The organism is Streptomyces sp. NPDC001380, from assembly GCF_042895785.1.
Taxonomy (GTDB): Bacteria; Actinomycetota; Actinomycetes; order Streptomycetales; family Streptomycetaceae; genus Peterkaempfera.
On the sequence record NZ_JBIAWP010000009.1, the window covers coordinates 213,171 to 238,040 of the forward strand.

At 75.0% G+C, this 24,870-nt stretch carries 25 protein-coding genes; 18 read left to right on the plus strand and 7 right to left on the minus strand.

Features of this window, described 5'->3' with window-relative positions:
- Positions 1–90 precede the first annotated feature (90 nt).
- The 7 genes from hemL (at position 91) to ccsB (ending at position 7,366) form a co-directional block, all read left to right on the plus strand.
- Positions 91–1,422 (plus strand): glutamate-1-semialdehyde 2,1-aminomutase, encoded by a 1,332-nt coding sequence (gene hemL, locus ACFY07_RS14040; RefSeq protein WP_230746196.1) that lies wholly within the window; start codon positions 91–93, stop codon positions 1,420–1,422.
- A gap of 74 nt (positions 1,423–1,496) precedes the next feature.
- The gene (locus ACFY07_RS14045) at positions 1,497–2,144 is read left to right on the plus strand and encodes a histidine phosphatase family protein (RefSeq protein ID WP_390868927.1); all 648 of its coding nucleotides are present in this window, start codon (positions 1,497–1,499) and stop codon (positions 2,142–2,144) included.
- 170 nt (positions 2,145–2,314) lie between these two features.
- Positions 2,315–2,884 carry a type 1 glutamine amidotransferase domain-containing protein gene (locus ACFY07_RS14050; protein ID WP_230746204.1) on the plus strand — a complete coding sequence of 190 codons (570 nt, stop codon included), beginning with the start codon at positions 2,315–2,317 and terminating at the stop codon, positions 2,882–2,884.
- A gap of 88 nt (positions 2,885–2,972) precedes the next feature.
- Complete coding sequence (locus ACFY07_RS14055; protein ID WP_390868878.1) at positions 2,973–3,584, plus strand: TlpA family protein disulfide reductase; 612 nt, start codon at positions 2,973–2,975, stop codon at positions 3,582–3,584.
- On the plus strand, positions 3,581–4,390 hold the full coding sequence (locus tag ACFY07_RS14060; RefSeq protein WP_308188987.1) for a cytochrome c biogenesis protein CcdA: 810 nt from the start codon (positions 3,581–3,583) through the stop codon (positions 4,388–4,390). The genes ACFY07_RS14055 and ACFY07_RS14060 overlap by 4 nt, the downstream gene beginning before the upstream one ends.
- A 13-nt stretch (positions 4,391–4,403) precedes the next feature.
- Entirely contained in the window at positions 4,404–6,227 is a 1,824-nt protein-coding gene (locus ACFY07_RS14065) for a cytochrome c biogenesis protein ResB (RefSeq protein WP_390868879.1), read from the plus strand.
- 2 nt (positions 6,228–6,229) lie between these two features.
- A complete protein-coding gene (ccsB, locus tag ACFY07_RS14070; RefSeq protein WP_390868928.1) occupies positions 6,230–7,366 on the plus strand; it encodes a c-type cytochrome biogenesis protein CcsB in 1,137 nt (378 codons plus the stop codon).
- Positions 7,367–7,447: 81 nt separating this feature from the next.
- Here the strand turns inward: ccsB and ACFY07_RS14075 are convergent, their stop codons facing one another.
- The 4 genes from ACFY07_RS14075 to ACFY07_RS14090 form a co-directional block, all read right to left on the minus strand.
- Positions 7,448–7,657, minus strand: coding sequence for an acyl-CoA carboxylase epsilon subunit (locus tag ACFY07_RS14075; RefSeq protein ID WP_230746210.1), 210 nt, complete (start codon positions 7,655–7,657; stop codon positions 7,448–7,450).
- 35 nt (positions 7,658–7,692) lie between these two features.
- Positions 7,693–9,303 (minus strand): acyl-CoA carboxylase subunit beta, encoded by a 1,611-nt coding sequence (locus ACFY07_RS14080; RefSeq protein WP_230746212.1) that lies wholly within the window; start codon positions 9,301–9,303, stop codon positions 7,693–7,695.
- A 512-nt stretch (positions 9,304–9,815) separates the two neighbouring features.
- On the minus strand, positions 9,816–10,268 hold the full coding sequence (locus ACFY07_RS14085; protein ID WP_390868880.1) for a nucleoside deaminase: 453 nt from the start codon (positions 10,266–10,268) through the stop codon (positions 9,816–9,818).
- 153 nt (positions 10,269–10,421) lie between these two features.
- Entirely contained in the window at positions 10,422–10,856 is a 435-nt protein-coding gene (locus tag ACFY07_RS14090) for a PLD nuclease N-terminal domain-containing protein (protein WP_390868881.1), read from the minus strand.
- Positions 10,857–10,959: 103 nt separating this feature from the next.
- Here ACFY07_RS14090 and ACFY07_RS14095 point away from each other — a divergent pair, with 103 nt between their 5' ends.
- The 9 genes from ACFY07_RS14095 to ACFY07_RS14135 all read left to right on the plus strand — a co-directional run bounded on the left by ACFY07_RS14095 (position 10,960) and on the right by ACFY07_RS14135 (position 19,322).
- On the plus strand, positions 10,960–12,417 hold the full coding sequence (locus tag ACFY07_RS14095) for a menaquinone biosynthesis decarboxylase (RefSeq protein WP_390868882.1): 1,458 nt from the start codon (positions 10,960–10,962) through the stop codon (positions 12,415–12,417).
- Entirely contained in the window at positions 12,414–13,343 is a 930-nt protein-coding gene (gene mqnP, locus ACFY07_RS14100; RefSeq protein WP_390868883.1) for a menaquinone biosynthesis prenyltransferase MqnP, read from the plus strand. Before ACFY07_RS14095 ends, mqnP begins: the two co-directional genes overlap by 4 nt.
- An 88-nt stretch (positions 13,344–13,431) precedes the next feature.
- Positions 13,432–14,199, plus strand: a complete 768-nt coding sequence (locus ACFY07_RS14105; protein WP_390868884.1) for a UbiX family flavin prenyltransferase — start codon at positions 13,432–13,434, stop codon at positions 14,197–14,199.
- Between the two features lie 131 nt (positions 14,200–14,330).
- Complete coding sequence (locus ACFY07_RS14110) at positions 14,331–14,795, plus strand: Lrp/AsnC family transcriptional regulator (RefSeq protein WP_230746342.1); 465 nt, start codon at positions 14,331–14,333, stop codon at positions 14,793–14,795.
- Between the two features lie 91 nt (positions 14,796–14,886).
- Complete coding sequence (locus tag ACFY07_RS14115) at positions 14,887–15,891, plus strand: threonine/serine dehydratase (RefSeq protein WP_390868885.1); 1,005 nt, start codon at positions 14,887–14,889, stop codon at positions 15,889–15,891.
- Positions 15,892–15,975: 84 nt separating this feature from the next.
- Positions 15,976–17,139 (plus strand): aminofutalosine synthase MqnE, encoded by a 1,164-nt coding sequence (gene mqnE, locus ACFY07_RS14120; RefSeq protein ID WP_230746226.1) that lies wholly within the window; start codon positions 15,976–15,978, stop codon positions 17,137–17,139.
- A gap of 143 nt (positions 17,140–17,282) precedes the next feature.
- Positions 17,283–17,807 (plus strand): GNAT family N-acetyltransferase, encoded by a 525-nt coding sequence (locus ACFY07_RS14125; RefSeq protein WP_390868886.1) that lies wholly within the window; start codon positions 17,283–17,285, stop codon positions 17,805–17,807.
- A gap of 115 nt (positions 17,808–17,922) precedes the next feature.
- Positions 17,923–18,243: a DUF4229 domain-containing protein gene (locus ACFY07_RS14130; protein ID WP_230746245.1), complete on the plus strand. Its 321-nt coding sequence runs from the start codon at positions 17,923–17,925 to the stop codon at positions 18,241–18,243.
- A gap of 107 nt (positions 18,244–18,350) precedes the next feature.
- Positions 18,351–19,322 (plus strand): LacI family DNA-binding transcriptional regulator, encoded by a 972-nt coding sequence (locus ACFY07_RS14135; RefSeq protein WP_390868887.1) that lies wholly within the window; start codon positions 18,351–18,353, stop codon positions 19,320–19,322.
- Here ACFY07_RS14135 and ACFY07_RS14140 read toward each other — a convergent pair.
- The 3 genes from ACFY07_RS14140 to ACFY07_RS14150 all read right to left on the minus strand — a co-directional run bounded on the left by ACFY07_RS14140 (position 19,309) and on the right by ACFY07_RS14150 (position 21,589).
- Complete coding sequence (locus tag ACFY07_RS14140) at positions 19,309–19,884, minus strand: Uma2 family endonuclease (protein WP_390868888.1); 576 nt, start codon at positions 19,882–19,884, stop codon at positions 19,309–19,311. The genes ACFY07_RS14135 and ACFY07_RS14140 overlap by 14 nt on opposite strands.
- 58 nt (positions 19,885–19,942) lie before the next feature.
- Positions 19,943–21,181: an MFS transporter gene (locus tag ACFY07_RS14145; protein WP_390868889.1), complete on the minus strand. Its 1,239-nt coding sequence runs from the start codon at positions 21,179–21,181 to the stop codon at positions 19,943–19,945.
- A gap of 204 nt (positions 21,182–21,385) precedes the next feature.
- Positions 21,386–21,589 (minus strand): cold-shock protein, encoded by a 204-nt coding sequence (locus ACFY07_RS14150; protein WP_230746251.1) that lies wholly within the window; start codon positions 21,587–21,589, stop codon positions 21,386–21,388.
- Positions 21,590–22,010: 421 nt separating this feature from the next.
- On the opposite strand from ACFY07_RS14150, the gene ACFY07_RS14155 reads away from it, so the two are divergent.
- Positions 22,011–22,886, plus strand: coding sequence for a menaquinone biosynthetic enzyme MqnA/MqnD family protein (locus ACFY07_RS14155; RefSeq protein WP_390868890.1), 876 nt, complete (start codon positions 22,011–22,013; stop codon positions 22,884–22,886).
- 150 nt (positions 22,887–23,036) lie between these two features.
- Positions 23,037–24,851 carry a protein kinase gene (locus ACFY07_RS14160; RefSeq protein WP_390868891.1) on the plus strand — a complete coding sequence of 605 codons (1,815 nt, stop codon included), beginning with the start codon at positions 23,037–23,039 and terminating at the stop codon, positions 24,849–24,851.
- The last annotated feature ends 19 nt before the right edge of the window (positions 24,852–24,870 follow it).

Sequence of the window (24,870 nt, forward strand, 5' to 3'; positions counted from 1 at the left end):
GCCCGCTGAGCGGTACTGCATGATGCACCCCGATCATCGTTCCAGATGATCGGGCGGGACATGCCGATGGGACGGACACGATTTGAGACCATGTCCTGTGTGAGCTATCCGTACGAAGCCCCAGTGTCCCAGACGTTGTTCGAGCGCGCGTCGGTCGTGACCCCCGGCGGGGTCAACTCGCCCGTGCGCGCCTTCCGAGCCGTGGGCGGTACGCCCCGGTTCATGGTGTCCGGTACCGGTCCGTACCTCACCGACGCCGACGGCCGCGAGTACGTCGACCTGGTGTGCTCGTGGGGACCGATGATTCTCGGCCATTCCCACCCCGCCGTCCTGGAGGCCGTCCGGGCCGCCGTCGCCCGGGGCACCTCCTTCGGCACCCCCGGCCAGGGCGAGGTCGAGCTCGCCGAGGAGATCGTCGACCGGATCGCGCCGGTCGAGCAGGTGCGCCTGGTGTCCTCCGGCACCGAGGCGACCATGTCGGCGATCCGCCTCGCGCGCGGTTTCACCAGGCGGTCCAAGGTCGTCAAGTTCGCGGGCTGCTACCACGGTCATGTGGACGCGCTGCTGGCCGCCGCCGGTTCAGGTGTGGCGACTTTCGGTCTTCCGGACAGCCCCGGCGTGACCGGCGCGCAGGCCGGCGACACCATCGTGCTGCCCTACAACGACCTCGACGCGGTGCGCGCCGCCTTCGCCGCCCACCCCGGCGAGATCGCCTGCGTGATCACCGAGGCGTCCCCCGGCAACATGGGCGTGGTCCCGCCGCTGCCCGGCTTCAACCGCGGCCTGTCCGAGGTCTGCCGCGAGAACGGCGCCCTGCTGGTCTCCGACGAGGTCATGACCGGCTTCCGCGTCTCCCGCGCCGGCTGGTACGGCCTGGAGGCCGCCCACGAGGGCTGGGCGCCGGACCTGCTCACCTTCGGCAAGGTCATGGGCGGCGGCTTCCCCGCCGCGGCCTTCGGCGGCCGCGCCGACGTCATGGCCCACCTGGCCCCGGCCGGCCCCGTCTACCAGGCGGGCACCCTCTCCGGGAACCCGGTGGCCACCGCCGCGGGCCTCGCCCAGCTGCGCCACTGCACCGACGAGGTGTACGCCACGGTCGACCGCGTCGCCGCCGAGGTCTCCGGCCTGGTCTCCGAGGCGCTGGCCAAGGAGGGCGTCGCCCACCGGGTGCAGCACGCGGGCAGCATGTTCTCGGTCTTCTTCACCGACCGCGAGGTGACCGACTACGAGCGGGCGAAGGAGCAGGAGGCCTTCCGCTTCACCGCCTTCTTCCACAGCATGCTCTCCCAGGGCGTGTACCTGCCGCCGTCCGCCTTCGAGTCCTGGTTCCTCTCCGCCTCGCACGACGACCGCGCCGTCGCGCGGATCGCCGACGCGCTCCCGGCGGCGGCCCGCGCCGCGGCCGAGGCCCGGCCCGCGTAGTCTCGGTCCGCCGACCCGTACCCCCTGAAGGAGCAGTTCAGGTGAGCAGCAAAGACGTCACAGTCGTCCACCTCATGCGCCACGGCGAGGTGCACAACCCGGAGGGCGTGCTGTACGGCCGGCTGCCCGACTACCACCTGTCCGGGCTCGGCAAGGAGATGGCCGAGCGGGTCGCCGACCACCTCGCGGGCCGTGACATCGCCCACGTGGTGGCCTCCCCGCTGGAGCGGGCCCAGGAGACCGCCGCGCCCATCGCGGCCGCGCACGGCCTGGCGACCGCGGTGGACGAGCGGCTCATCGAGGCGGAGAACGTCTTCCAGGGCAAGACCTTCGGCGTCGGAGACGGCTCGCTCCGCAAGCCCTCGCACTGGAGGCACCTCACCAACCCCTTCCGCCCGTCGTGGGGCGAGCCGTACATCGAGCAGGTCGTGCGGATGATGGGCGCGCTGGGCGCCGCCCGGGACGCCGCCCGCGGCCGGGAGGCGGTCTGCGTCAGCCACCAGCTGCCGATCTGGGTCACCCGCTGCTTCGCCGAGCACCGGCGGCTGTGGCACGACCCGCGGCGGCGGCAGTGCTCGCTGGCCTCGCTGACCAGCTTCACGTACGAGGGCGACCGGATCGTCTCCGTCGGGTACAGCGAGCCCGCCCGCGACCTGCTGCCCGCGCACCTCACCGGCAAGGGCGGCGGCAGCCGGCCGGTGGGCCGCAGCTTCGGGGCCTGAGCGGCCCGGCCGGCCCGGGCCGGCCCCCAGGGGCCCCCGCCCGCCGCGACCGGCGGGCGGGGGCCCCTGGTTTCCGTCCGGAGGCCCCGGGAAGGGGCGCGAAGGGGGACAGAACCCCCCAGGGGCGCAGGCCCCGCACGCGCACCCGAACGGAAGGAGGGTGGTCCGCTGTGTCCACCACCCTGGAGGGCAGGACCGTCGCATTCCTCGTCGCCACCGAGGGCATCGAGCAGGTCGAGCTGACCGGCCCGTGGCAGGCGGTGGAGGCGGCCGGCGGCCGGCCCCGGCTGGTCTCGACCAGGCCGGGACGGGTCCAGGCCTTCAACCACCTGGACAAGGCCGACACCTTCGAGGTCCACGACGTGGCCGGCGAGGTCTCCGCGGGCCACTACGACGCCCTGGTGCTGCCCGGCGGCGTCGCCAACCCCGACGCGCTGCGCCTGGACCGGGACGCGGTCGCCTTCGCCAGGGCGTTCTTCGACGCGGGCAAGCCCGTCGCCGCCATCTGCCACGCCCCCTGGACGCTCATCGAGGCCGGGGTGCTCGGCGGCCGCACGCTCACCTCCTGGCCCAGCCTGCACACCGACATCGCCAACGCGGGCGGCCACTGGGTCGACGAGGAGGTCAAGGTCTGCCGGAGCGGCCCGAACGTCCTCGTCACCAGCCGCAAGCCGGGCGACCTCAAGGCCTTCGAGGAGACGCTGGTCGCCGAGTTCGCCGAGGGGCCCAAGCAGGGCTGAACCGGGGCCCCGCCGCCCCCGCCGCCGGTGTGACGCGGGACACCCGACCCCGGTGAAGGTCCTCCGGGAGCCATGCGAAACTTTTCACATGAGTCCTGTCCGACCCGCCTCCCGCCGCACCCGCGCACGACTGGCGGCCCTCGCCGGCGCCGCCGTGCTCGCCGCCGCCGGATGCTCCGCCTCGGGCTCCGGGGCCGGAGACACGGCCGGCGCCGGCTTCGTCAGCGGCAAGGGCGGCATCGACACCGTCGCCGCGGGCCACCGCAAGGCCGCACCGGACATCTCGGGCGAGACCGTGGACGGCGGGCACGCCGCCCTCTCCGACTACCGGGGCAAGGTCGTCGTCGTCAACGTCTGGGGCTCGTGGTGCTCGCCCTGCCGGGCCGAGGCAGCGGGCCTGCAGCAGACCTGGGCCGCGTACAAGGACAAGGGCGTGCAGTTCCTCGGGATCAACACCCGGGACACCAGTGCCGACAACGCCCGGGTCTTCGAGAGGAACTTCGGCGTCACCTACCCCAGCCTCTACGACCCGGACGGCACCCAGGTCCTGCGCTTCCCCAAGGGCACCCTGAACCCCCAGGCCATCCCCTCCACCCTCGTGGTCGACCGCGACGGGCGGATCGCCGCCCGCGCCCTCAAGCCGCTCGCCCGGGAGGACGTCGAGGCCATGCTGAAGCCGGTCGTCGCGGAGAAGCCGTGACCGGCCCCCTCGCCGCCGGGGCCCTCCCCGCCGGCACCCTCCTCGCCGCGGCGGACGGCACCAACGAGACCGTGCTGCGGGGCGCCCTGCTGCTCGCCGTCCCGGTCGCCCTGCTGGCGGGCCTGGTGTCGTTCTTCTCCCCCTGCGTGCTGCCGCTGGTCCCCGGCTACCTCTCCTACGTCACCGGCTTCTCCGCCGCCGACCTCGCCGACGCCGAGGGGCGCCGCCGCGGCCGGATGCTGCTCGGCTCGCTGCTCTTCGTCCTCGGCTTCACCGCCGTCTTCGTCTCCACCGGCGCGCTCTTCGGCTTCTTCGGCCAGACCCTCCTCACGTACCGCCGCACCATCTCGGTGGTGATGGGCGTCGTGACGATCCTCATGGGCCTGGCCTTCATGGGCCTGCTCCCGGGCTTCACCCTGCGCGAGGTCCGCTCGCACCGCCGCCCCGCGGTCGGCCTGGCCGGGGCCCCGCTGCTCGGCGTCGTCTTCGGCGTCGGCTGGACCCCCTGCATCGGCCCGACCCTCGCCTCGCTGAACACCCTGTCCATGTACCAGGCCAGTGCCGGGCGGGCGGCCCTCCTGATGGCGGTCTACTGCCTCGGACTGGGCGTACCGTTCGTCGTGGCGGCGCTCGCCTTCCGCCGTGCGCTCGGCGCGTTCGGCTGGATCAAGCGCCACTACCAGTGGGTGCTGCGCATCGGCGGCGGCATGCTCGTCGCCGTCGGGCTGCTGCTCGTGACCGGGGCCTGGGACTCCCTGGTCTCCCAGCTGCAGTCCGCCACCCAGGACTTCTCGATCGGAATCTGACTGTGAGCAGCCTGTGAGCAACACGGACACCGGGAGCACCACGGACACCGGCAGCCCCGACCCGCGCCGGCCGCTCGACGACGAGGCGGCCGCCGAGCGCCTCTCCACCGCACCCGTCGAGGAGCGGCCCGACGACGCCGCGCCCGCCTTCGGGGTCCTCGGCTGGCTGCGCTGGACGTGGCGGCAGCTGACCTCCATGCGGGTGGCGCTGATCCTGCTCTTCCTGCTCTCCCTGGCCGCCGTCCCCGGCTCGCTGATCCCGCAGACCAGCGCCAACGCCCTGCGGGTCGCCCAGTGGAAGGCCGACCACCCCGGCCTCGCCCCGCTGTACGAGCGGCTGCAGCTCTTCGACGTGTACAGCTCGGTGTGGTTCTCCGCCGTCTACATCCTGCTCTTCGTCTCGCTGGCCGGCTGCATCGTCCCGCGGACGTGGCAGTTCGCCGGCGTGCTGCGCAGCCGCCCCCCGGCGGCGCCCCGCACCCTCTCCCGCATGCCGGTGTACGCGACCTGGCGCACCGCGGCGGACCCGCAGCAGGTCACCGCGGCCGCGGAGCGGCTGCTGCGCGGCCGCCGCTTCCGCGTCCACGCCTCCGGCGGCGCGGTCGCCGCGGAGAAGGGCTACCTGCGCGAGGTCGGCAACCTGCTCTTCCACATCTCGCTCTTCGGCCTGCTCGTCGCCATGGCGTGGGGCAGCGTGGGCGGCGGTCAGGGCGGCAAGCTGGTGCTGGAGGGGCAGGGCTTCTCCAACACCATGACCCAGTACGACGACTTCCAGGGCGCGCCCTTCTACGGCGCCGACCAGCTGGAGCCCTTCGGCTTCAAGCTCGACGGCTTCAGCGCCACGTACCAGACCCGGGGCGACCAGCTCGGCACCCCGCGGGACTTCACCGCCCGCATCCGGTACTGGACCGGCACCGACAGCAGCCGGCTGCACAAGGGCGCCATCAAGGTGAACGAGCCGCTGGAGGTGGCGGGCAGCAAGGTCTACCTCATCGGCCACGGCTACTCGCCCGTCGTCACCGTGCGCAACGGCAGGGGAGACGTCGTCTTCCACGGCCCCACCCCCTTCCTGCCGCAGGACAACAACCTGACCTCCACGGGTGCGATCAAGGTCGGCGACTACGGCACCAGGGACGGGAAGCCGGGGCGGAAGGTGCAGCTGGGCTTCTCCGGCATCTTCTCGCCCACCGCCCCCGTCAAGGCGGACCCGCTCACCGGCTGGAACTCGCTCTTCCCCGCCGCCGCCGACCCCAAGCTGATCCTCACCGCGTGGGCGGGCGACCTGGGCACCGACGCGGGCATCCCGCAGAACGTGTACCAGCTCGACACCAGCCACATGAAGCAGCTCCGGCAGGACGGCGACCTCGCGAGGGCCGCGCTCAAGCCGGGCCAGGGCTGGAAGCTCCCCGACGGCTACGGCACCCTCACCTTCGACGGCTACCAGCAGTGGGCCAGCTTCACCATCGCCCACCGCCCCGGCAACGCCGTGGCCCTGGGCAGCGCGGTGCTCGCCGTGCTCGGCCTGATCGGCTCCCTGCTGATCCAGCGCCGCAGGGTGTGGGTCCGCGCCTCGGCCGCCGGGGGCGCCACCGTCGTGGAGACGGCGGGCCTGGCCCGCAGCGAGTCCGCGAGGATCGCCGAGGAGCTGGCCGAGCTCGCCGTCGCCCTCCAGGACGACGCACCCGCCGCCGAGGACGGTCCGCAGGACCCCGGCGGCCCGCAGGACCGGAACGGCCCCGGGGACCGGGACGGCGCAGAAGACCGGAACGACGCAGGGACCCGTGAGCACGCGGAGGCGCGGCCCCACGGATCCGGGACGACCGAGGAGAGGGGTTGACAGTGGTCCTTGCCACGGCGGTCAACGAACACCTGGCCAACATCTCCAACTACCTGATCTACTCGGCGATGGCCGTGTACCTGCTGGCGATGCTCGCCCACTGCTTCGAGTGGACCTTCGGCAGCCGCGGCGCCGTCGCCCGCCGCTCCGCCGAGCAGGGCGGCTCGCTCGCCGAGGCCGCGGCGGCCGCCGCGCGCCCCGCCGGGGCCCGGAAGGTCACCGTCACCGTCGCCTCCGCGGGCGGCGGCACCACCACGCTCACCCGCACGGCCCTGGCCGGCGAGGGCGCCGCCGTGGTCACCAGCGGCCGCGGCGGCGACGAGGCCGACGGGCCGGGCGCGGCCGGCACCGACGAGCAGGCGGACCTGCTGGGCCGGATGGCGGTCTCCCTCACCGTGCTCGGCGCGCTGGTCCACTTCGGCGGCGTGCTCACCCGCGGCCTGTCGGTGACGCGCTGGCCGTGGGGGAACATGTACGAGTTCTCCTGCGCCCTGGCCCTGACCGCCGTCCTGGCCTACCTGGGGCTGCTGGCGGCCGGGAGGAAGGTGCGCTGGCTCGGCCTGCCGGTGGTGCTCTCCGCGCTGCTGACGCTGGGCCTGGCCGTCACGGTCCTGTACACGGACTCCGAGCAGCTCGTCCCGGCGCTGCACTCCTACTGGCTGGCCATCCACGTCTCGGCGGCGATCGTCTGCGGCGGCGCGTTCTACGCGGCCTTCGTGGCCACCGCGCTGTACCTGCTCAAGGACGCCTACGAGAAGCGGGCCGCGGCCGGGAAGGACGGCGGCCCGCTGGGCGTCGCGCCGTCCGTGTGGCGGCGGCTGCCGGCGGCGGGCACCCTCGACAAGCTGGCGTACCGCATCAACGCGGTGATCTTCCCGCTGTGGACGTTCACCATCATCGCGGGCGCCATCTGGGCCGAGAAGGCGTGGGGCCGCTACTGGGAGTGGGACCCCAAGGAGACCTGGTCCTTCATCACCTGGGTCGCCTACGCCGCCTACCTCCACGCCCGCGCCACCGCCGGCTGGAAGGGCCGCAAGGCCGCGTACCTGGCGCTCCTGGCGTTCGCCTGCTTCCTCTTCAACTACTACGGCGTCAACATCTTCGTCACCGGCAAGCACTCCTACGCCGGCGTCGGCTGACCCCGTACCCCCGCCCGTACGCACGGATGCGGCCCGGCACCCCTCGCGGGGGTGCCGGGCCGCATCCGTGCGTACCGGGTGTCAGGCGGCGGTCTGCCAGCTGAGCGGCGAGTCGTAGGAGGGGCGGCGCTCCAGGCGCTGCCAGCGGGCGACGGGCTCGGGCCGGACGGCCTGCTGCCGGGCGCCGCCGCCGGCGGCGGCCCGGGCGAGGAGGACGGCGGTGAGGGCGGCCAGCTCCTCGTCGGTGAGGCTGCCCCTGACGATCTGGAACGCTGGGACGACCTGGGTCATCGGCGGTGCTCCTTCGGGCGTTTCGACGGTGCCGGTCACTGGGGCGGGTTGCCGTGCTTGCGGGACGGCAGGTCGGCGTGCTTGGTGCGGAGCATGGCCAGGGAGGCGATGAGGACCCTGCGGGTGTCGGCGGGGTCGATGACGTCGTCGACCAGGCCGCGCTCGGCCGCGTAGTAGGGGTGCATCAGCTCGGCCTTGTAGTGCTTGACCATCTGCTCCCGCTTGGCCGCCGGGTCCTCGGCGGCGGCGATCTCCCGGCGGAAGATGACGTTGGCCGCGCCCTCGGCGCCCATCACGGCGATCTCGTTGGTGGGCCAGGCGTAGGACAGGTCGGCGCCCACGCTGCGCGAGTCCATGACGATGTAGGCGCCGCCGTAGGCCTTGCGCAGGATCAGCTGGATGCGCGGCACGGTGGCGTTGCAGTAGGCGTAGAGCAGCTTGGCGCCGTGGCGGATGATGCCGCCGTGCTCCTGGTCGACGCCGGGCAGGAAGCCGGGCACGTCGAGGAGGGTCAGCAGCGGGATGTTGAAGGCGTCGCACATCTGGACGAAGCGGGCGGCCTTCTCGGACGCCTCGATGTCCAGCACGCCCGCCAGCGACTGCGGCTGGTTGGCGATGATGCCCACCACCTGGCCGTCCAGGCGGGCCAGGGCGCAGATCACGTTGGTGGCCCAGCGCTCGTGGACCTCCATGAAGGTGGCGTCGTCGACGACCTCCTCGATGACCTTGCGCATGTCGTACGGCCGGTTGCCGTCGGCGGGCACCAGGTCGAGCAGCGACTCGCAGCGGCGGTCGGCCGGGTCGTCGGTCGCCACCGGCGGCGGGGTCTCGCGGTTGTTCTGCGGGAGCAGCGAGAGGAGGTAGCGGACCTCCTCCAGGCAGGTCTGCTCGTCGTCGTAGGCGAAGTGGGCGACGCCGGAGACCTCGGCGTGCACGTCGGCGCCGCCGAGGCCGTTCTGGGAGATCTGCTCGCCGGTGACGGCCTTGACGACGTCGGGGCCGGTGATGAACATCTGCGAGGTCTCGCGGACCATGAAGACGAAGTCGGTCAGCGCGGGGCTGTAGGCGGCGCCGCCGGCGCACGGGCCGAGCATCACCGAGATCTGCGGGATGACGCCGGAGGCGCGGGTGTTGCGCTGGAAGATGCCGCCGTAGCCGGCGAGCGCGGTGACGCCCTCCTGGATGCGGGCGCCGGCGCCGTCGTTGAGGGAGACCAGGGGCGCCCCGGCCGCGATGGCCATGTCCATGATCTTGTGGATCTTCTGGGCGTGGGCCTCGCCCAGCGCGCCGCCGAAGATCCGGAAGTCGTGGGCGTACACGAAGACCGTGCGGCCGTGGACGGTGCCCCAGCCGGTGACCACGCCGTCGGTGTACGGCTTCTTCGCCTCCAGGCCGAAGCCGGCCGCCCGGTGGCGGCGCAGCGGCTCCACCTCGTTGAAGGAGTCCTCGTCCAGCAGCAGGGCGATCCGCTCGCGGGCGGTCAGCTTGCCCTTCGCGTGCTGGGCCGCGGTCGCCGCCTCGCTCGGACCGTCGACGGCCTGCTTCCTGATGTCGCGCAGCTCGGCGACCCGCCCCCGCGCGTCTGCCGGGGCCTCGGCGGCGGGTTCGGCCGCCTCCCCGGTGGTCGCCTCTTGCAGAACCGTCATCTCCCACCACTCCATGTCTGTCCGGAATCGCTCGACGGCCGGTTCGGCGGCTCCCCCACGGCGTCGTGGGGGGCGGCCCGCGACAGCAGGATCGGCTGCGGCGGCTGCGAACACTTCCCTTCCGACCTTACGAGCGGTCCGCTCGCCGCGCGGGGGTCGATTCCGTACAAGGTCCGGCCGGATTCCATGTCCGAGCCGGACAGGAGCACACCGCGGCCAATGTGCACAAACGGGGCGACAGGTGCGCCTCCGCCTGTCCGGAACCGCCCTCCGGGCCCGGTGGACGCCGAGTTCGGCCGGGACGGCGCCCGCCCCGCGCGCGCCGTCCGCGGTGCCGCCCCGCCCGCCGCCGTGTCCTCCGTACGGGTGAATCGGGGCGGGGTGCGGAGGCCGTCGCAGCCGGTCCGCCCCCGCGGCTCCGAACGAGTGACGCGGGCCCCTCCGGCGCCCGGCACCCGTGGGGTGCGCCCCTCCGGCCCGGTGCGCCCCTCCGGGGGCCGGCCGGTCCCGGGTCAGTCCCCGATGTCCTCGTACCAGAGCTCCGGCTGCTCCCGGACGAACCGCTCCATCAGGGCGGTGCACTCCGGGTCGTCCAGCACCACGACCTCCACGCCGTGCCCGCGCAGCCAGTCGTGGCCGCCGGAGAAGGTCGACGCCTCGCCCACCACGACCCGGCCGATGCCGAACTGCCGCACCAGCCCGCTGCAGTACCAGCACGGGGACAGCGTCGTGGCCATCGTCGTGCGGCCGTACCCGCGCCTGCGGCCCGCCGCCCGGAACGCCGCGGTCTCCGCGTGCAGCGACGGGTCGCCGTCCTGCACCCTGCGGTTGCGGCCGCGCCCCAGCACCTCGCCGTCCGGGCCGAACAGGGCGGCCCCGATCGGGATCCCGCCCTCGGCCAGCCCGGCCCGCGCCTCCTCGACCGCCACCGCCAGCATCGCCCGCAGATCCGCCGCCTCGCCCATGCCCCCACTCTCCCGGCCCCGGGGCGCCGCGGCAACGCACGGCGGCGGCCCGGCGCGCCGCCGTGCGACGCACCGTCACGCGGGCGCGCCGTCACCCCGCCCCGCAGGCACGGCGCCCGCCCGGCCCGCCCGCGGGGGCGGCCCGGCGGGGGGTCAGTCCTCGGCCCCCCGGCCGCCGTCCGCCTCGTCGGCGCGGTCCGCCCGGCGCCGCAGCTCCTCCTCGCGGCGGCGCAGGTCGGACTCCCACTGCTTCAGCATGTCCTCGTGGGCCGCGTTGTGCTTCCCGAGCGAGGCCAGGAACTCCGGGTCGTCGTCCGGTGCCAGCACGCGGCGCTGCGGCCGCCCGTCCTCCGGGCGGCCGTCGGCGTCCGACGGCCACGGCGCCCGCCGGCGCGCCGCGCCGACCCGCGCCCGGCCCGCGACCAGCCAGGCGATCGGGCCGACCAGCACCTCGCCGAGGAGGAGGATGACGAGGATCCACACCACCTTGGGCAGGTGGCGGACCTCCTCCTCGGGCGTGATCAGGCAGTCGACGAAGGCCCAGACCCACAGGGCGAGCACGATCAGGAACGGCAGGTACCTCAGCACGGCGGTGCATCTCCCCCGGTACGGACACGCCCCCCGCCTCGGACACGGCCCGGGGGGGACCTCATGGCGGGTCCAGGGTAGTGGGTGGCGGATACTGGCAGGCATGGCATACGACGACCTTCGGTCCTTCCTGCGGGCGCTGGAGCGCGAGGGCGAGCTGAAACGCGTCAAGGCGCAGGTCGACCCCTACCTGGAGGTCGGCGAGATCGTCGACCGGGTGCAGAAGGCCAAGGGCCCGGCGCTGCTCTTCGAGAACGTCAAGGGCTCGTCGATGCCGCTGGCCATGAACGTCTTCGGCACCGAGCGGCGGCTGGCCAAGGCGCTCGGCCTGAAGTCCGCCGACGAGATCGGGCAGCGGATCGCCGGACTGCTCAAGCCCGAGCTGCCGCAGGGCTTCACCGGCTTCCGCGACGCCTTCGGCAAGCTCGCGTCCATGGCGCACGTGCCGCCGCGCAAGGTCAAGCCGGGCGACGCGCCGGTGCAGGAGACCGTCCTCACCGGCGCCGACGTCGACCTGGAGCAGCTCCCGGCCCTCTTCACCTGGCCCCAGGACGGCGGGTCCTTCTTCAACCTGGGCCTGACCCACACCAAGGACCCCGAGACCGGGGTGCGCAACCTCGGCCTGTACCGGCTGCAGCGCCACGACCGGCGCACCATCGGCATGCACTGGCAGATCCACAAGGACAGCAGCAACCACTACCAGGTGGCCGCCCGGCGCGGCGAGCGCCTGCCGGTGGCCATCGCCTTCGGCTGCCCGCCCGCCGTGACGTACGCCGCCACCGCGCCGCTGCCCGGCGACATCGACGAGTACATGTTCGCCGGCTTCGTGCAGGGCGAGCGGGTGCGGATGGTGGACTGCCGGACGGTGCCGCTCCAGGTGCCCGCCGACGCCGAGGTGGTGCTGGAGGGCTGGCTGGAGCCCGGCGAGATGCTGCCGGAGGGCCCGTTCGGCGACCACACCGGCTTCTACACGCCGCAGGAGCCCTTCCCGGCGCTGACGATCGACTGCGTCACCATGCGCCGCCGCCCGCTCCTCCAGTCCATCGTGGTGGGCCGGCCGCCGACGGAGGACGGGCCGCTGGGGAAGTTCACCGAGCGGTTCTTCCTGCCCCTGCTGAAGATCATCGTCCCGGACATCGTCGACTACGACCTGCCCGAGGCCGGCGGCTTCCACAACTGCGTGATCGTCTCGATCGACAAGAAGTACCCCAAGCACGCCCAGAAGGTCATGCACGCCATCTGGGGCGCCCACATGATGTCGCTGACCAAGCTCATCGTCGTGGTGGACTCGGACTGCGACGTGCACGACTACCACGAGGTCGCCTGGCGGGCCTTCGGCAACACCGACTACAGCCGCGACCTGGTCGTGGTCGAGGGGCCGGTCGACCACCTGGACCACGCCTCCTACCAGCAGTTCTGGGGCGGCAAGGCCGGTATCGACGCCACCCGCAAGCTGCCGGCCGAGGGCTACACCCGCGACGGCGGCTGGCCCGAGATGGTCCTGTCCGACCCGGACACCGCCGACCTGGTGACCCGGCGCTGGAAGGAGTACGGCCTGTGAGCAGCGCCGCCGACGCCCTCGGGCACGCGCCCCCGCCCCCGGCCGCGCCCGCCCCCGGCCGCACCCGGGCGTTCCTGCGCCTGGTGATGATCGAGCACTCGGTCTTCGCGCTGCCCTTCGCCTACATCGCCGCGCTCACCGCGATGCACCTCGACGGCGGCACGGTGCGCTGGCTCGACCTGCTGCTGGTCACCCTCGCCATGGTCGGCCTGCGGACCTTCGCCATGGCCGCCAACCGGATCATCGACCGCGAGATCGACGCCCGCAACCCCCGCACCGCGGGCCGCGAGCTGGTCACCGGCGCCGTCTCCGTCCGCTCGGCCTGGACCGGCGCCCTCGTCGCCCTGGCCGTCTTCCTCGGCGCGGCCGCCCTGCTCAACCCGCTCTGCCTGGCCCTGGCGCCGGTCGCGGTCGTGCCGATGGTGGTCTACCCGTACGGCAAGCGGTTCACGGACTTCCCGCACGCCATCCTCGGCCTCGCCCAGGCCATGGGCCCGGTCGGCGCCTGGATCGCCGTCACCGGCACCTGGTCGTGGGACGCGGTGGTGCTCGGCCTGGCCGTCGGCGTCTGGATCGGCGGCTTCGACCTGATCTTCGCCTGCCAGGACGTCGCCGCCGACCGCGCCCACGGGGTGAGGTCCGTCCCGGCCCGCTTCGGCATCGCGGCCGCCCTGAACGGCGCACGCGCCTCCCACGTGGTCACGACGGGCCTGCTCGCCTGGTACGCCGTCCTCACCGACGCCGGACCGGCCTTCTGGCTCGGCCTCGCCGTCGTGGCCTGCGCCTTCCTGTACGAGCACGCCATCGTCCGGCCGGACGACCTCTCCCGGCTCAACCGGGCCTTCTTCACGGTCAACGGCTTCGTCGGCATCGCGCTCTTCTGCTTCGCCCTGCTGGACCTCGTCCTGCGCGGTCTGGGGGTCTAGCCCGGCCACGGCCTCCGACGCCCCCGGGTGCCGCCCCGCCGACGGGCCGCCGCCTTCGGATCGAAGGTGCCGAAGGTAGAGTGCGGGTGTGGCTGAGTCGGCGGCAGTGCAGCAGCAGGAGCGGCCGCGGCGGCCGTGGGTGGTCGGCGTGTCCGGGGCGTCCGGCACGCCCTACGCGGCCTCGGTGGTCCGGGCGCTGCTGGCCGCGGGCGAGGACGTCGACCTGGTGGTGAGCCGGGCGGCCCGCCTCACCATCCTGGACGAGACCGGGATCTCCTTCCGCGACGGCCACTGGCGCGACGACCTGGGCGCGTGGCTGGCGCAGGGCCTCGGCGACTCCCCGGCCCCGGAGGCCCCCGCCGGTCTGGACCGGGTCCGGTACTGGCCCGCGGGCGACCTGGCGGCGGGGCCGTCCAGCGGCTCGTACCCCGCCAAGGGGATGCTCGTGGTGCCCGCCAGCACCGCCTCCGTCGCCGGGATCGCGCTCGGCCTCTCCAAGGACCTGCTGCAGCGGGCCGCCTCGGTGACGCTCAAGGAGCGGCGCCCGCTGGTGGTCGCGGTGCGCGAGACCCCGCTGAACGGCCAGACCCTGCGCCAGCTGGTGGCGCTGGACGAGGCGGGCGCGGTGGTCCTCCCGGCGTCGCCCGCCTTCTACGCGGGCGGATCCACCGCGCAGCAGCTGGTGGACTTCGTCGCCGGCCGGGTCCTGGACGCCGCCGGGGTCCCGCACACCCTCTACCGCCGCTGGCGCGGCGCCCTGGGCGGGGCCCGCGCGGAGGCCGCCGGGCACGCCGCGGACGGCGGCAGCGGCGGGCCGGGGGAGCGGGTCGGTGCCGCCCCCGGGCGGGGGGAGTGAGCGGGGTGCGCGGAACGGAGTATGTTCTGTGGGACTTCGGGGACGGGGACGCCTCGGAGCCTTGGATTCCGAATGCCGGAGCGCGGGTTCGGCAACGATGCGGAGGGTCCGCGTAGGTGAGAGAGCACAGCATGGACGCGGTGGACCGACAGCTCATCCAGGCGCTGCGGGAGAACGGCCGGGCCTCCTACGCGGAGCTGGGCCGCCTGGTGGGCCTCTCCGGCCCCAGCGTCACCGACCGCATCAACCGCCTGGAGCAGGCGGGTGTGATCACCGGCTACCGGGCGACGGTGAACCCCGCCGCGCTCGGCTTCGGCGTGACGGCCCTGATCGGCCTCCAGCTCAGCGACGCCGCCGACCACGAGGACGTGGCGCGCAGGCTCAAGGACCTCGGCGAGGTCGAGGACTGCTGGTTCATCGCCGGTGACGACTCCTACATGCTCAAGGTCCGCGTCTCCGACGTCGACGGCCTGGAGTCGGTCGTCAAGCGGCTGTCCGGCACCCGCGGGGTGGCGCGCACCCGGACCACCGTGGTGCTCTCCACCAAGTGGGAGAACCGGGTGACCACCGCGCCGGAGGAGCCCGAGCAGCGGTAGGCGGCGGCGCGGCCGCCGGCACGGCGGACGGGGCCGCGGCGGCCCACCACGACGAGGCGCCCCGGGGAGGGGCGCGGACGGGAGCGGGCGCATGGCACCGCAGCGCACGGAACCGGAGCGCACAGCACTGGTGGGGCCGGCCGAGCTGGAGCAGGCCCGGCAGCGGATCGCGGGCACGGTGGTGCGCACCCCGCTGCTGCCCTGCCCCTGGGCCGACGACGGGCAGCACACCCTGCTGCTCAAGCCGGAGAACCTGCAGCCCACGGGCGCCTTCAAACTCCGCGGCGCCTTCAACCGGCTGGCCGCCCTCACCCCCGAGGAGGCCGCCCGCGGCGTGGTCGCCCAGTCCAGCGGCAACCACGCGCAGGCCGTCGCCTACGCGGCCCGGCGGCTCGGCGTCAGGGCCGTCGTCGTCATGCCCGACACCTCCCCGGCGGTCAAGGTCGACGCCACCCGCGCGTACGGCGCCGAGGTGCTGGTCGTCCCGCCGGAGGAGCGCGACACCCTCCCGCCGAGGCTCGTCGCGGAGCACGGCTACGTCCACGTGCCGCCGTACGACGACCCGTACGTCATCGCCGGGCAGGGCACCGTCGGCCTGGAGATCGCCGAGGACGCCGCCGCGCTGGGCGCCGCCGTGGACACCGTCCTGGTGCCAGTCAGCGGGGGAGGCCTCATCTCCGGCGTCGCGGCCGCCGTGAAGCACACCATGCCCGGCGTGAAGGTCGTCGGCGTCGAGCCGGAGCTCGCCGCCGACGCCCGCGAGTCGCTGCGCACCGGCGCCCTGGTGGCCTGGCCCGTGGACCGCACCTACCGCACCCTCGCCGACGGCCTGCGCACCACCTCCCTCGGCCGGCTGCCCTTCGAGCACGTCAGGGCGTACGTCGACGACATCGTGACGGTGACCGAGGACGAGATCCGGCAGGCCGTCGCCGTGCTCGCCCGGCGGGCCCGCACCGTCGCCGAGCCCTCCGGCGCGGTCGCCGCCGCCGCCCACCTCTTCCGCGGCGCCGACCTGCCGCCCGGCGGCACCCGGGTCGCCGTGGTCAGCGGCGGGAACGTCGACCCCCGCCTGCTGGCGGAGCTGCTCGCGGCGTGAGCACCGGGCAGGCGTAGGCTCAGGTGGTTGCACCGGACACGGGAGCACGGCCACCGGGCACGGAACGAGGAGGCGGAGACGCGCATGGACGCAGGACTCAAGCGCGAGCTGGAGGCGAAGGTCCTCGCGGGCGAGCGGCTGTCCCGGGAGGACGGCGTCGCGCTCTACGAGAGTGACGACCTGGCCTGGCTGGGCGGGCTGGCGCACCACGTGCGGACCGAGAAGAACGGCGACGTCGTCCACTTCAACGTCAACCGCCACCTCAACATGACCAACGTCTGCAGCGCCTCCTGCGCGTACTGCTCCTTCCAGCGCAAGCCGGGGGAGAAGGACGCGTACACCATGCGCATCGAGGAGGCCGTGCGCCTGGCCAAGGCCATGGAGAACGACCAGCTCACCGAGCTGCACATCGTCAACGGCCTGCACCCCACGCTGCCCTGGCGCTACTACCCGCGCAGCCTGCGGGAGCTGAAGAAGGCGCTGCCGAACGTGGCGCTGAAGGCGTTCACCGCCACCGAGATCCACTGGTTCGAGCGGATCAGCGGCATGCCCGCCGACGAGATCCTGGACGAGCTGATCGACGCCGGCCTGGAGTCGCTGACCGGCGGCGGCGCCGAGATCTTCGACTGGGAGGTGCGGCAGCACATCGTCGACCACGACACCCACTGGGAGGACTGGTCGCGCATCCACCGCCTGGCGCACTCCAAGGGCCTGAAGACCCCCTCGACCATGCTCTACGGCCACATCGAGGAGCCCCGCCACCGGGTGGACCACGTGCTGCGGCTCCGCGAGCTGCAGGACGAGACCGGCGGCTTCCAGGTCTTCATCCCGCTGCGGTACCAGCACGACTTCCACGACTCCAAGGACGGGAAGATCCGCAACCGGCTGCAGGCCCGCACCGAGATGGCGACCGGCGCCGAGGCGCTGAAGACCTTCGCGGTCTCCCGGCTGCTCTTCGACAACGTGCCGCACGTCAAGGTGTTCTGGGTGATGCACGGCCTGACCACCGCCCAGCTGGCGCTGAGCCACGGCGCCGACGACATGGACGGCTCGGTCGTCGAGTACAAGATCACCCACGACGCGGACAACTTCGGCACGCCCAACAAGCTGGGCCGCGACGACCTGCTGGAGCTGATCCGGGACGCGGGCTTCCGCCCGGTGGAGCGCAACACCCGCTACGAGGTGATCCGCGAGTACGAGGGTCCGGACCCGCAGCGCCGCGAGCAGCCGCAGGCCATGCGCCTCTGACGCTTCGTCAGGCAGCAGGAGCGACCCGGGCCCCGGCCCCGCCCGCAGGGCGGCCGGGGCCCCGGCGCGTCCGGGGGGCGGGCGCGGACCCCGCCCCGGGCACCGCGCCGGCGCCGGCGCCGCCTGCCCTAGGCTCGGTGGCCATGGACCTCACCTTCGCCCTCGACCCCGAGGTGACCCCGGCCCTGCGCGACGAGGTCGTCGCGCTGTGGACCGACGTCAGCAACGCGGGCGGCGCCGTCGGCTTCGTCGCCCCCGTCACCGCCGAGCGGGTGCGGCCCGTGGCGGAGCGCCAGCTCGACGGCGTCGCCGACGGCCCCGACCGCCTCCTCACCGCCCGCGACGACGCCACCGGGCGGCTCGCGGCCCTGCTCTTCCTCGAGTCCCAGCGGTTCGACCTCATGGAGCACTGGCGGCTGCTCAAGCGGGTCATGGTCCACCCCGGCCTCCAGGGCCGCGGGTACGGCGCGATGCTCCTCGCCGAGGCCGAGCGGGTCGCCCGGGAGTGGGGGCTGGCCGGGCTGAAGCTCACCCTGCGCGGCGGCCTCGGCCTGGAGGGGTTCTACGGCCGCAGCGGCTACCGGGAGGTCGGCCGGGTCCCCGGCGCCATCCGGGTCGCCGACGGCGACGACCGGGACGACGTCACCATGTGGCTCGACCTGCGCTGACCCGCGCGGCGCGGCGCGGGGGCCGGGCCCGTACCGGAGCACCGCCCCAAGCGTGCTTGACTGGAGGAGGGACCGGCACGGCCGGCCCCGTGCGGTACCGAGAGGAAGGCCACCGGTGAGCAAGTCCCACGCCACGCTCCGCTACACGTCCCTGCGGGCGGGCATCTTCGTCCTCTGCTTCCTGGCCTGCGTGCTGCTGGCCCACTTCGGGGTCATCCCGGTGGCCGGGCAGGCCGGCATCGTCTTCCTGCTGCTGCTCGCCGCCCTGGTGTCGGCGCCGATCAGCTACGTGGTGCTCAGCCGGCAGCGCGACGCCATGTCGGAGCAGATCGTCGGCCGCGTCTCGGGCATGCGCTCGCGCACCGCCGAGCGGATCGCCCGGCAGAACGCCGAGGAGGACGCGGTCGACGACGCCAACCGCGCCGCCTCCGCCTGACCCGCGCCGCGCCCGGCCCGGCAGCCCCGGTGACCCCCGCGACCCCGGTGACCCCCGCGACCCCGACGCCCCCGGCGGCCCGGGACCGCCGCCCCACGGGGCGCGACGTGGCACGCCTCGCGGGCGTCTCCCAGGCCACCGTCTCCCTCGTCTTCTCCGACGGGGGCGGCGCCCACCGCGTCTCCGAGGCCACCCGCGAGCGGGTCCGGGACGCCGCCCGCACCCTCGGGTACCGCCCGCACGCCGCGGGCCGCCAGCTGCGGCTCGGCCGCACCGGCCTGGTCCTGCTGGCCGTGCCCAACATCCTCGGCCCGTTCTTCGCCCGGGTGCTCGCCGGCGCCCACGAGGAGGCCGGGGCGCACGGGCTGGCCGTCGTCGTCAGCTCCGGCTGGAGCAGTGCCACGCTGGCCCGCGCCACCACCACCAGCCAGTTCGACGGCCTGCTGGTCTGCTCGCCGGACGACAGCCAGCTCGGCGAGCTTCCCGAGTCCACCCCCGTGGTCTTCCTCGACTCCGACCCCGCGCACGCCCGCGGCGCCGCCCGGCGCCTCACCGTCGGGCTGGACGTCGCGGGCGGCATGCGCGCCGCCGTGGAGCACCTGGCCTCCCTCGGCCACCGCCGCATCGGCCACCTCCGGTCGACCCTCTCCGCCCACACCTTCCGCGCCCGCCAGGCGGGCTTCGAGGAGGCGGCGCGCGGCCTGGAGGTCGTGGAGGCCGGTGTCGCCCTCAACGACGGCCTGCCGGCGGCCCGCGCCGCCGCCCGCACCCTGCTGGACCGGCCCGACCGCCCGCACGCCGTGGTGTGCGACGACGACGTGGTGGCCGCCGGGCTGTACCGGGCCGCGGCCGAGCTGGGGCTGCGCATCCCCGAGGACGTCTCCGTCGTCGGCATGGACGACATCGCCGCCGCCGCGCTCCTCACCCCGCCGCTCACCACCGTCGACCTGCCCGGCGAGCTGCTCGGCCGCCGGGGCGTCGCCGCGCTGGCCGCCCTGCTGGCCGGAGGGCCGGCGGCGGAGCCCGAGCCGCTGCCGACGGCGCTGGTGGTGCGGGGCTCGACGGCTACCGCCAGGTGACGAGCGCGCCCAGGTCGACCGCCACGGGGAAGGGGACCTTCGGTTCCAGCCGGTCCCGGAAGACGCCCGTGGGGACGTAGGTCCGGGTGGGCGGGTCCAGCTCGTAGACGTGGACCACCGGAGCCGTGCCCTCCTCCTCGACCCGCCAGTAGTGGGGGATGCCCGCCTCGGCGTACTTGCGCAGCTTGACGGTCCTGTCGCGGTGTGCGGACTCCGGCGACACGACCTCGACGACCAGCAGGACGTCCGCGGGTTCGAACCAGGTCTGCTCCGGCCGGACCGCGCCCGTGGTCGCCACGATGTCCGGTTCCGGCCGGTTCCGGCTGTCGAGGCGGACGGTCACCTCACGGTCCACCTGCACGCCCTCGGGGGCGCGGGAGTCCAGGGCGTTGCACAGGGCTGTGACCACACGGCTGTGCCAGAGGCGCTGCGGCGCCATCATGAAGACGAGGGCTCCGTCGATCAGCTCCGTGTGGCGCGGGGCCTCCGGAAGGTGGTCCAGGTCCTCCGCGAGCCAGCCCTCGGCGCGGGGCGGGCGCATCCAGTCGGGCAGAGCGGTCATGCGCCCACGCTAGCGACCCGCGGGCCCGGCCGCCACGACGTCCGGCGGTGCGGCCGGGTCAGTGCGCGGGGGCGCCCGCGGCCTCCCCGGGCGCGCCGTGCGGCGCCGGGGGCCGGGCCGGGACGGCCGGGGGCACGAGCCGGCGGCGGGCGGCGGACAGGACCAGCGCGCCCGCGCCGATGCCGGCCGCGCCGCACACGGCGGCCGCCCGCAGCGAGCCGTCGACCAGCACGCCGGAGACGGCGGCCCCGGCGGCGTTGCCGGTGGAGACCACGGTGACCAGCCAGGCGAAGGCCTCGGTGGCGGTGCCGGGCGGCGCCAGTTCGCCGATCAGGCCGAAGGACGCCGCCAGCAGCGGCGCCAGGCCGAGGCCGGTGAGGAAGGAGAGCACGGTCATCACCGCGGGGGAGGGCAGCGGCACCAGGGAGGCGAAGCCCGCCGCCATCACCCACGCCAGCACCCAGGTGCGGGTGGCGGGGGCCGCCCGCCAGGGGGCCGCCCCGTACACGAGGGCGCCGACCAGGCCGCCGGAGGCCGCGACGGCGAGCAGGGTGCCCGCGCCGCCGGGCAGGCCGCCGCGGTGCTCCTCGGCGTACGCGACGTACAGCACCGCCTGGGCGCCGAGCGCCCAGCCGGCCCCGGCGAGGCCGACGAGCAGCAGCACCAGGCCGGGGGAGCGCAGCGGGCCGAGGAGCCCGGCGCCGGCCTCGCGGGGCGGGGCGGTCCAGGCGCGGGCGGGGGCGGCGGTGGCGACGACCAGGGCGCCGGCCAGGCCGAGTCCGGCGGCGATCCAGAGCGCGGCGGTGGGGGAGGCCGCGGCGGCGACGACGGCGACGGCGAGCGGGCCGACGACGTAGAGCAGCTGCTGGGAGGCGGAGTCGAAGGCGTACGCGGTGTCGAGCTCCCGCTCCTCGACGATGTGCGGCCACAGGGCCCGCAGGCACGGCTCCAGCGGCGGCATCGCCGCCCCGGCGAGCGCCGCGCCGGCGAAGGCCGCCGCCGCGTCGCCGGGCGCCACCGCGAGCAGGGCGTAGCCGAGGCCGGCGGCGCAGGCGGAGGCGAGCAGGACCCGGGGCTGGCCGGCCCGGTCCACCAGGCGGCCGAGCACCGGGCCGCCGAGGGCGGCGGCGACGGCGTAGGCGGCGGTGACGGCGCCGATCCGGCTGTAGGGGGCGTGGGCCCCGCGCAGGGCGAGGGCGACGACCAGGGCGGTCATCCCGGCCGGGAGGCGGCCGAGGAGGGTTCCGAGCAGCAGCCGGGCGACGTACGGGCCGCGGAGCAGGGAGAGGTAGCGCACCCGGTGAAGTTATACGTATAACGAGACGGAGGCAAACGTCCCGGACAGGGCAGGGGGCCCGTCGCGTGCGGACACGCGCGGGCCCCCTTGGGTGGTGCTGCTCAAGTGGTGCTGCTCAAGTGGTGCTGCTCAAGCGGTGCTGCTCAAGCGGTGCCGCTCAAGCGGTGCCGCTCAAGCCACCTGGGCGATCAGACCGGAGGACGGTCAGATGACCGTGACGTTCTCCGCCTGCGGGCCCTTCGGGCCCTGGGTCACGTCGAACGAAACGTTCTGGTTCTCCTCCAGCGAGCGGAAACCGTTCGCGTTGATGGCGGAGTAGTGGACGAAGACGTCGGGGCCGCCGCCCTCCTGGGCGATGAAGCCGAAGCCCTTCTCGGCGTTGAACCACTTGACGGTTCCGGTCGCCATACCGTTTCTCCTTGCGAGGGACGTGAAGGGAACCACACCTCGTGGTACCCGGTCCGCTGCGCTGATCGCCCTGCCTCCGAATGTTCACCCGGAGTTTCTGCACATTGCTGAAAAACTACGAAAAGCCCGCGGTCACATGCTCCGCAGGCTTCAAGTACTGCAAGGGAAATCAAACTGCAACTGGCGGTAACCGTAGCATGCTGTCCACCACCCCGCCAGGGACGACTTGACCATGGCCGGGTGTGTCGCTCGCCACCCCGCGGGACCCGGCCGCCAGCCCCCGGCGACCCCGTCACGGCCCCCCGGCGGCCCGGTCACGGACCCGGTCGCGGGCCCGGTCGCAGGCCCCCGGCGGCCCCCGGCGGCCCCCGCCGCGACCCTCCCGGCGGCCCCCGCCGGGGGCGGGCATAACCTGCGGAGGGTGGACACTACAACTGCCGTCGGCGGCCACCCCGTACCCACGCGGCCCCGGGTGGGTCACATCCAGTTCCTGAACTGCCTCCCCATCTACTGGGGGCTCGCCAGGACCGGAAGCCTCCTCGACCTGGACCTCACCAAGGACACCCCCGAGAAGCTCAGCGACCTGCTGGTGCGCGGCGCGCTCGACATCGGCCCCATCACCTGCGTGGAGTACCTGCGGCACGCGGACGAGCTGCTGGTGCTGCCCGACATCGCGGTCGGCAGCGACGGCCCGGTCATGTCGTGCGTGATCGTCAGCCAGGTCCCGCTCGCCGAGCTGGACGGCCGCCGGGTCGCCCTCGGCTCCACCAGCCGCACCTCCGTCCGGCTGGCGCAGCTGCTGCTGGAGGAGCGCGAGGGCGTGCGCCCCGACTACTTCCGCTGCCCCCCGGACCTCGGGGAGATGATGCGCGAGGCCGACGCGGCCGTGCTCATCGGCGACGCCGCCCTGCGGGCCCACCTCGACGAGGCGCCGCGCCTCGGCCTGGAGGTCCACGACCTGGGCGCCATGTGGAAGGAGTGGACGGGCCTGCCGTTCGTCTTCGCCCTCTGGGCCGTCCGGCGCGACTTCGCCGAGCGCGAGCCGGAGGCGGTCCGCGAGGTGCACCGCGCCTTCCTCGCCTCCCGCGACCTCTCCATGGCCGAGGCCCCCAAGGTGGCCGAGCAGGCCGCCCGCTGGGAGGCGTTCGACGCCGACGTGCTGGAGCGGTACTTCACCGGCGCGCTCGACTTCTCCCTCGGCGAGGGCCAGCTCGCCGGCATCGCCGAGTTCGCCCGCCGGGTCGCCCACGACACCGGCTTCCCGCCGGACGTCCGGGTGCGGCTGCTGGAGGCGTAGGCGGGCCGCGCCGCCCGTCCCCCGCCGCCGCGGCGGGACCCGCCGTGTCACATCTGCGGCACAGGGGCCGCGCCGACGGGTCACGGGGGCGGCCGGCGGGTACCGTCCGGTCCGACAGGGGCACGCGAGCACAGCGAGGGGGGCGGGGCCGTGGAACCGCTGGGGCCGGACGACCCGCGGCGGGTCGGCACGTACCGCCTGCTGCGGAGGCTGGGCGCGGGCGGCATGGGCCGGGTCTACCTCGGACGGACCGCGGGCGGCCGGACCGTCGCGGTCAAGCTGGTCCGCTCCGACCTGGCGGACGACGCCGAGTTCCGGGCCCGGTTCCGCCGCGAGGTGGCGGCGGCCCGCCGGTTCGACGCCGCGTGGACCGCCCCGGTGCTGGACGCCGACACCGAGGGGCCCCGGCCGTGGGTGGCCACCGGCTACGTCGCCGGGCCCGCCCTGGACGCGGCGGTCCGCGACACCGGACCGCTGCCGGAGCGCTCGGTGCGCGCGCTGGGCGCGGGCCTCGCCGAGGCGCTGGCCGCGGTCCACGCCGCCGGGCTCGTGCACCGCGACGTCAAGCCGTCCAACGTGCTGCTGGCCCTGGACGGGCCCCGGCTGATCGACTTCGGGATCGCCCGCGCGCTCGACGCGGCGACCTCCCTCACCCGCACCGGCTACGTCGTCGGCTCGCCCGGCTACATGTCGCCCGAGCAGGCCGCCGGCGGCGAGGCGGGCCCGGCGGGCGACGTCTTCTCCCTCGGCGCGGTGCTCGCGTACGCGGCGACCGGCACCCCGCCGTTCGGCGACGGGGTGAGCGCGGCCGTCCTCCTCTACCGGGTGCTGCACGAGGAGCCGGACCTGGGCGGCCTCGCCGGGCCGCTGCGGGAGGCGGTGGCGGCCTGCCTGGCCAAGGACCCGGCCGCCCGGCCCGGCCCGGAGGAGCTGCGGGACACCCTGACCGGGGGCGGCGCGGCCGGGCCCCTGCTGCGCGACGGCTGGCTGCCCGCGGCGCTCTCGGCGGCCGTGGGGCGGCGGGCGGTGGTCCTGCTGGACCTGGAGGACGGGCCGCAGGACGCGGACGCGGCGGCCGTCCCGCCGGGCCCCGGGGCGGACGGGACCGGCGCCGGGACCGGCGCCGGGGCCGGGGGAGGGACCGGCGGCGCGGCCGGCGCGCCGTGGGCGGGCGGGAGCTTCGGGCCGCCCCCGCAGGACTGGGGGCCCGCGGCGGAGGGCGCCTCCGCCGGTCCCGGCCCGGCCCCGGCCACCGTCCGGGCGGCCGGGGCCGGCCCCGCCGCCGCGGCCCCGCCGCCGCGGCGCGGGCGCCCCGGACCGGGCGCCAGGGCCGCCGCGGTGGCGGGTGCGCTGCTGCTCGCCGGCGGCGGGGTCCTGCTGGTCCTCCGGCACGGGGGCGGCGGTGGGGGCGGCGGGGCTGCCGCCGGTACCGCGACCGGGGGAGCGACGGCGGGCAGGGGCACCGCGCGGAGCGGTGACGACGCGGCGGGCGGCGCCACGGCGGGCGGCGCCGCCGCCGGGACGGGCCGCCCCACCGCCGGGACGGGCCGCCCCACCGCCGGGTACGGCGCCTCCGCCGGCCCCGGCGCCTCCGCCGGCCCCGGCGGCGGCGCGGTGCCGGCAGCGCTCGTCGGCAGCTGGCGGGGCGACATCACCACCGCCCTCGTCCCGCTCTCCAGCACCTTCCGGGTGACCGTCCGCGCGGGCGGCCCGGGGGACGTGGTCACCGAGTCGCGCAACGACTCCCACCTGACCCGCGGCGCCTACTGCCTCGGCCGGGGCACGCTGCTCTCCGCCGGCCCCCGGCGGATCACGGTCCGGGAGGAGCCCTCCGGCGGCAACACCGACTGCACCGCCACGCCCGAGATCCAGACCTACACCCTCGGACCCGGCGGCACGCTCCACGTCGAGGTCGCGGACCAGGCGGGCACCCGCCCCTCCGGGGACCTGCGCCGGCAGGGCTGACGGGCCCGGCCCCCGCCCC

Coding starts and splice junctions, on each gene's coding strand:
- ACFY07_RS14055 (WP_390868878.1), top strand. CDS start 2,973: ATGAGTCCTGTCCGACCCGCCTCCCGCCGCACCCGCGCACGACTGGCG.
- hemL (WP_230746196.1), top strand. CDS start 91: ATGTCCTGTGTGAGCTATCCGTACGAAGCCCCAGTGTCCCAGACGTTG.
- ACFY07_RS14115 (WP_390868885.1), top strand. CDS start 14,887: ATGGCACCGCAGCGCACGGAACCGGAGCGCACAGCACTGGTGGGGCCG.
- ACFY07_RS14110 (WP_230746342.1), top strand. CDS start 14,331: ATGGACGCGGTGGACCGACAGCTCATCCAGGCGCTGCGGGAGAACGGC.
- mqnE (WP_230746226.1), top strand. CDS start 15,976: ATGGACGCAGGACTCAAGCGCGAGCTGGAGGCGAAGGTCCTCGCGGGC.
- ACFY07_RS14140 (WP_390868888.1), bottom strand. CDS start 19,884: ATGACCGCTCTGCCCGACTGGATGCGCCCGCCCCGCGCCGAGGGCTGG.
- ACFY07_RS14085 (WP_390868880.1), bottom strand. CDS start 10,268: ATGGGCGAGGCGGCGGATCTGCGGGCGATGCTGGCGGTGGCGGTCGAG.
- ACFY07_RS14075 (WP_230746210.1), bottom strand. CDS start 7,657: ATGACCCAGGTCGTCCCAGCGTTCCAGATCGTCAGGGGCAGCCTCACC.
- ACFY07_RS14045 (WP_390868927.1), top strand. CDS start 1,497: ATGCGCCACGGCGAGGTGCACAACCCGGAGGGCGTGCTGTACGGCCGG.
- ACFY07_RS14080 (WP_230746212.1), bottom strand. CDS start 9,303: ATGACGGTTCTGCAAGAGGCGACCACCGGGGAGGCGGCCGAACCCGCC.
- ACFY07_RS14150 (WP_230746251.1), bottom strand. CDS start 21,589: ATGGCGACCGGAACCGTCAAGTGGTTCAACGCCGAGAAGGGCTTCGGC.
- ACFY07_RS14095 (WP_390868882.1), top strand. CDS start 10,960: ATGGCATACGACGACCTTCGGTCCTTCCTGCGGGCGCTGGAGCGCGAG.
- ACFY07_RS14125 (WP_390868886.1), top strand. CDS start 17,283: ATGGACCTCACCTTCGCCCTCGACCCCGAGGTGACCCCGGCCCTGCGC.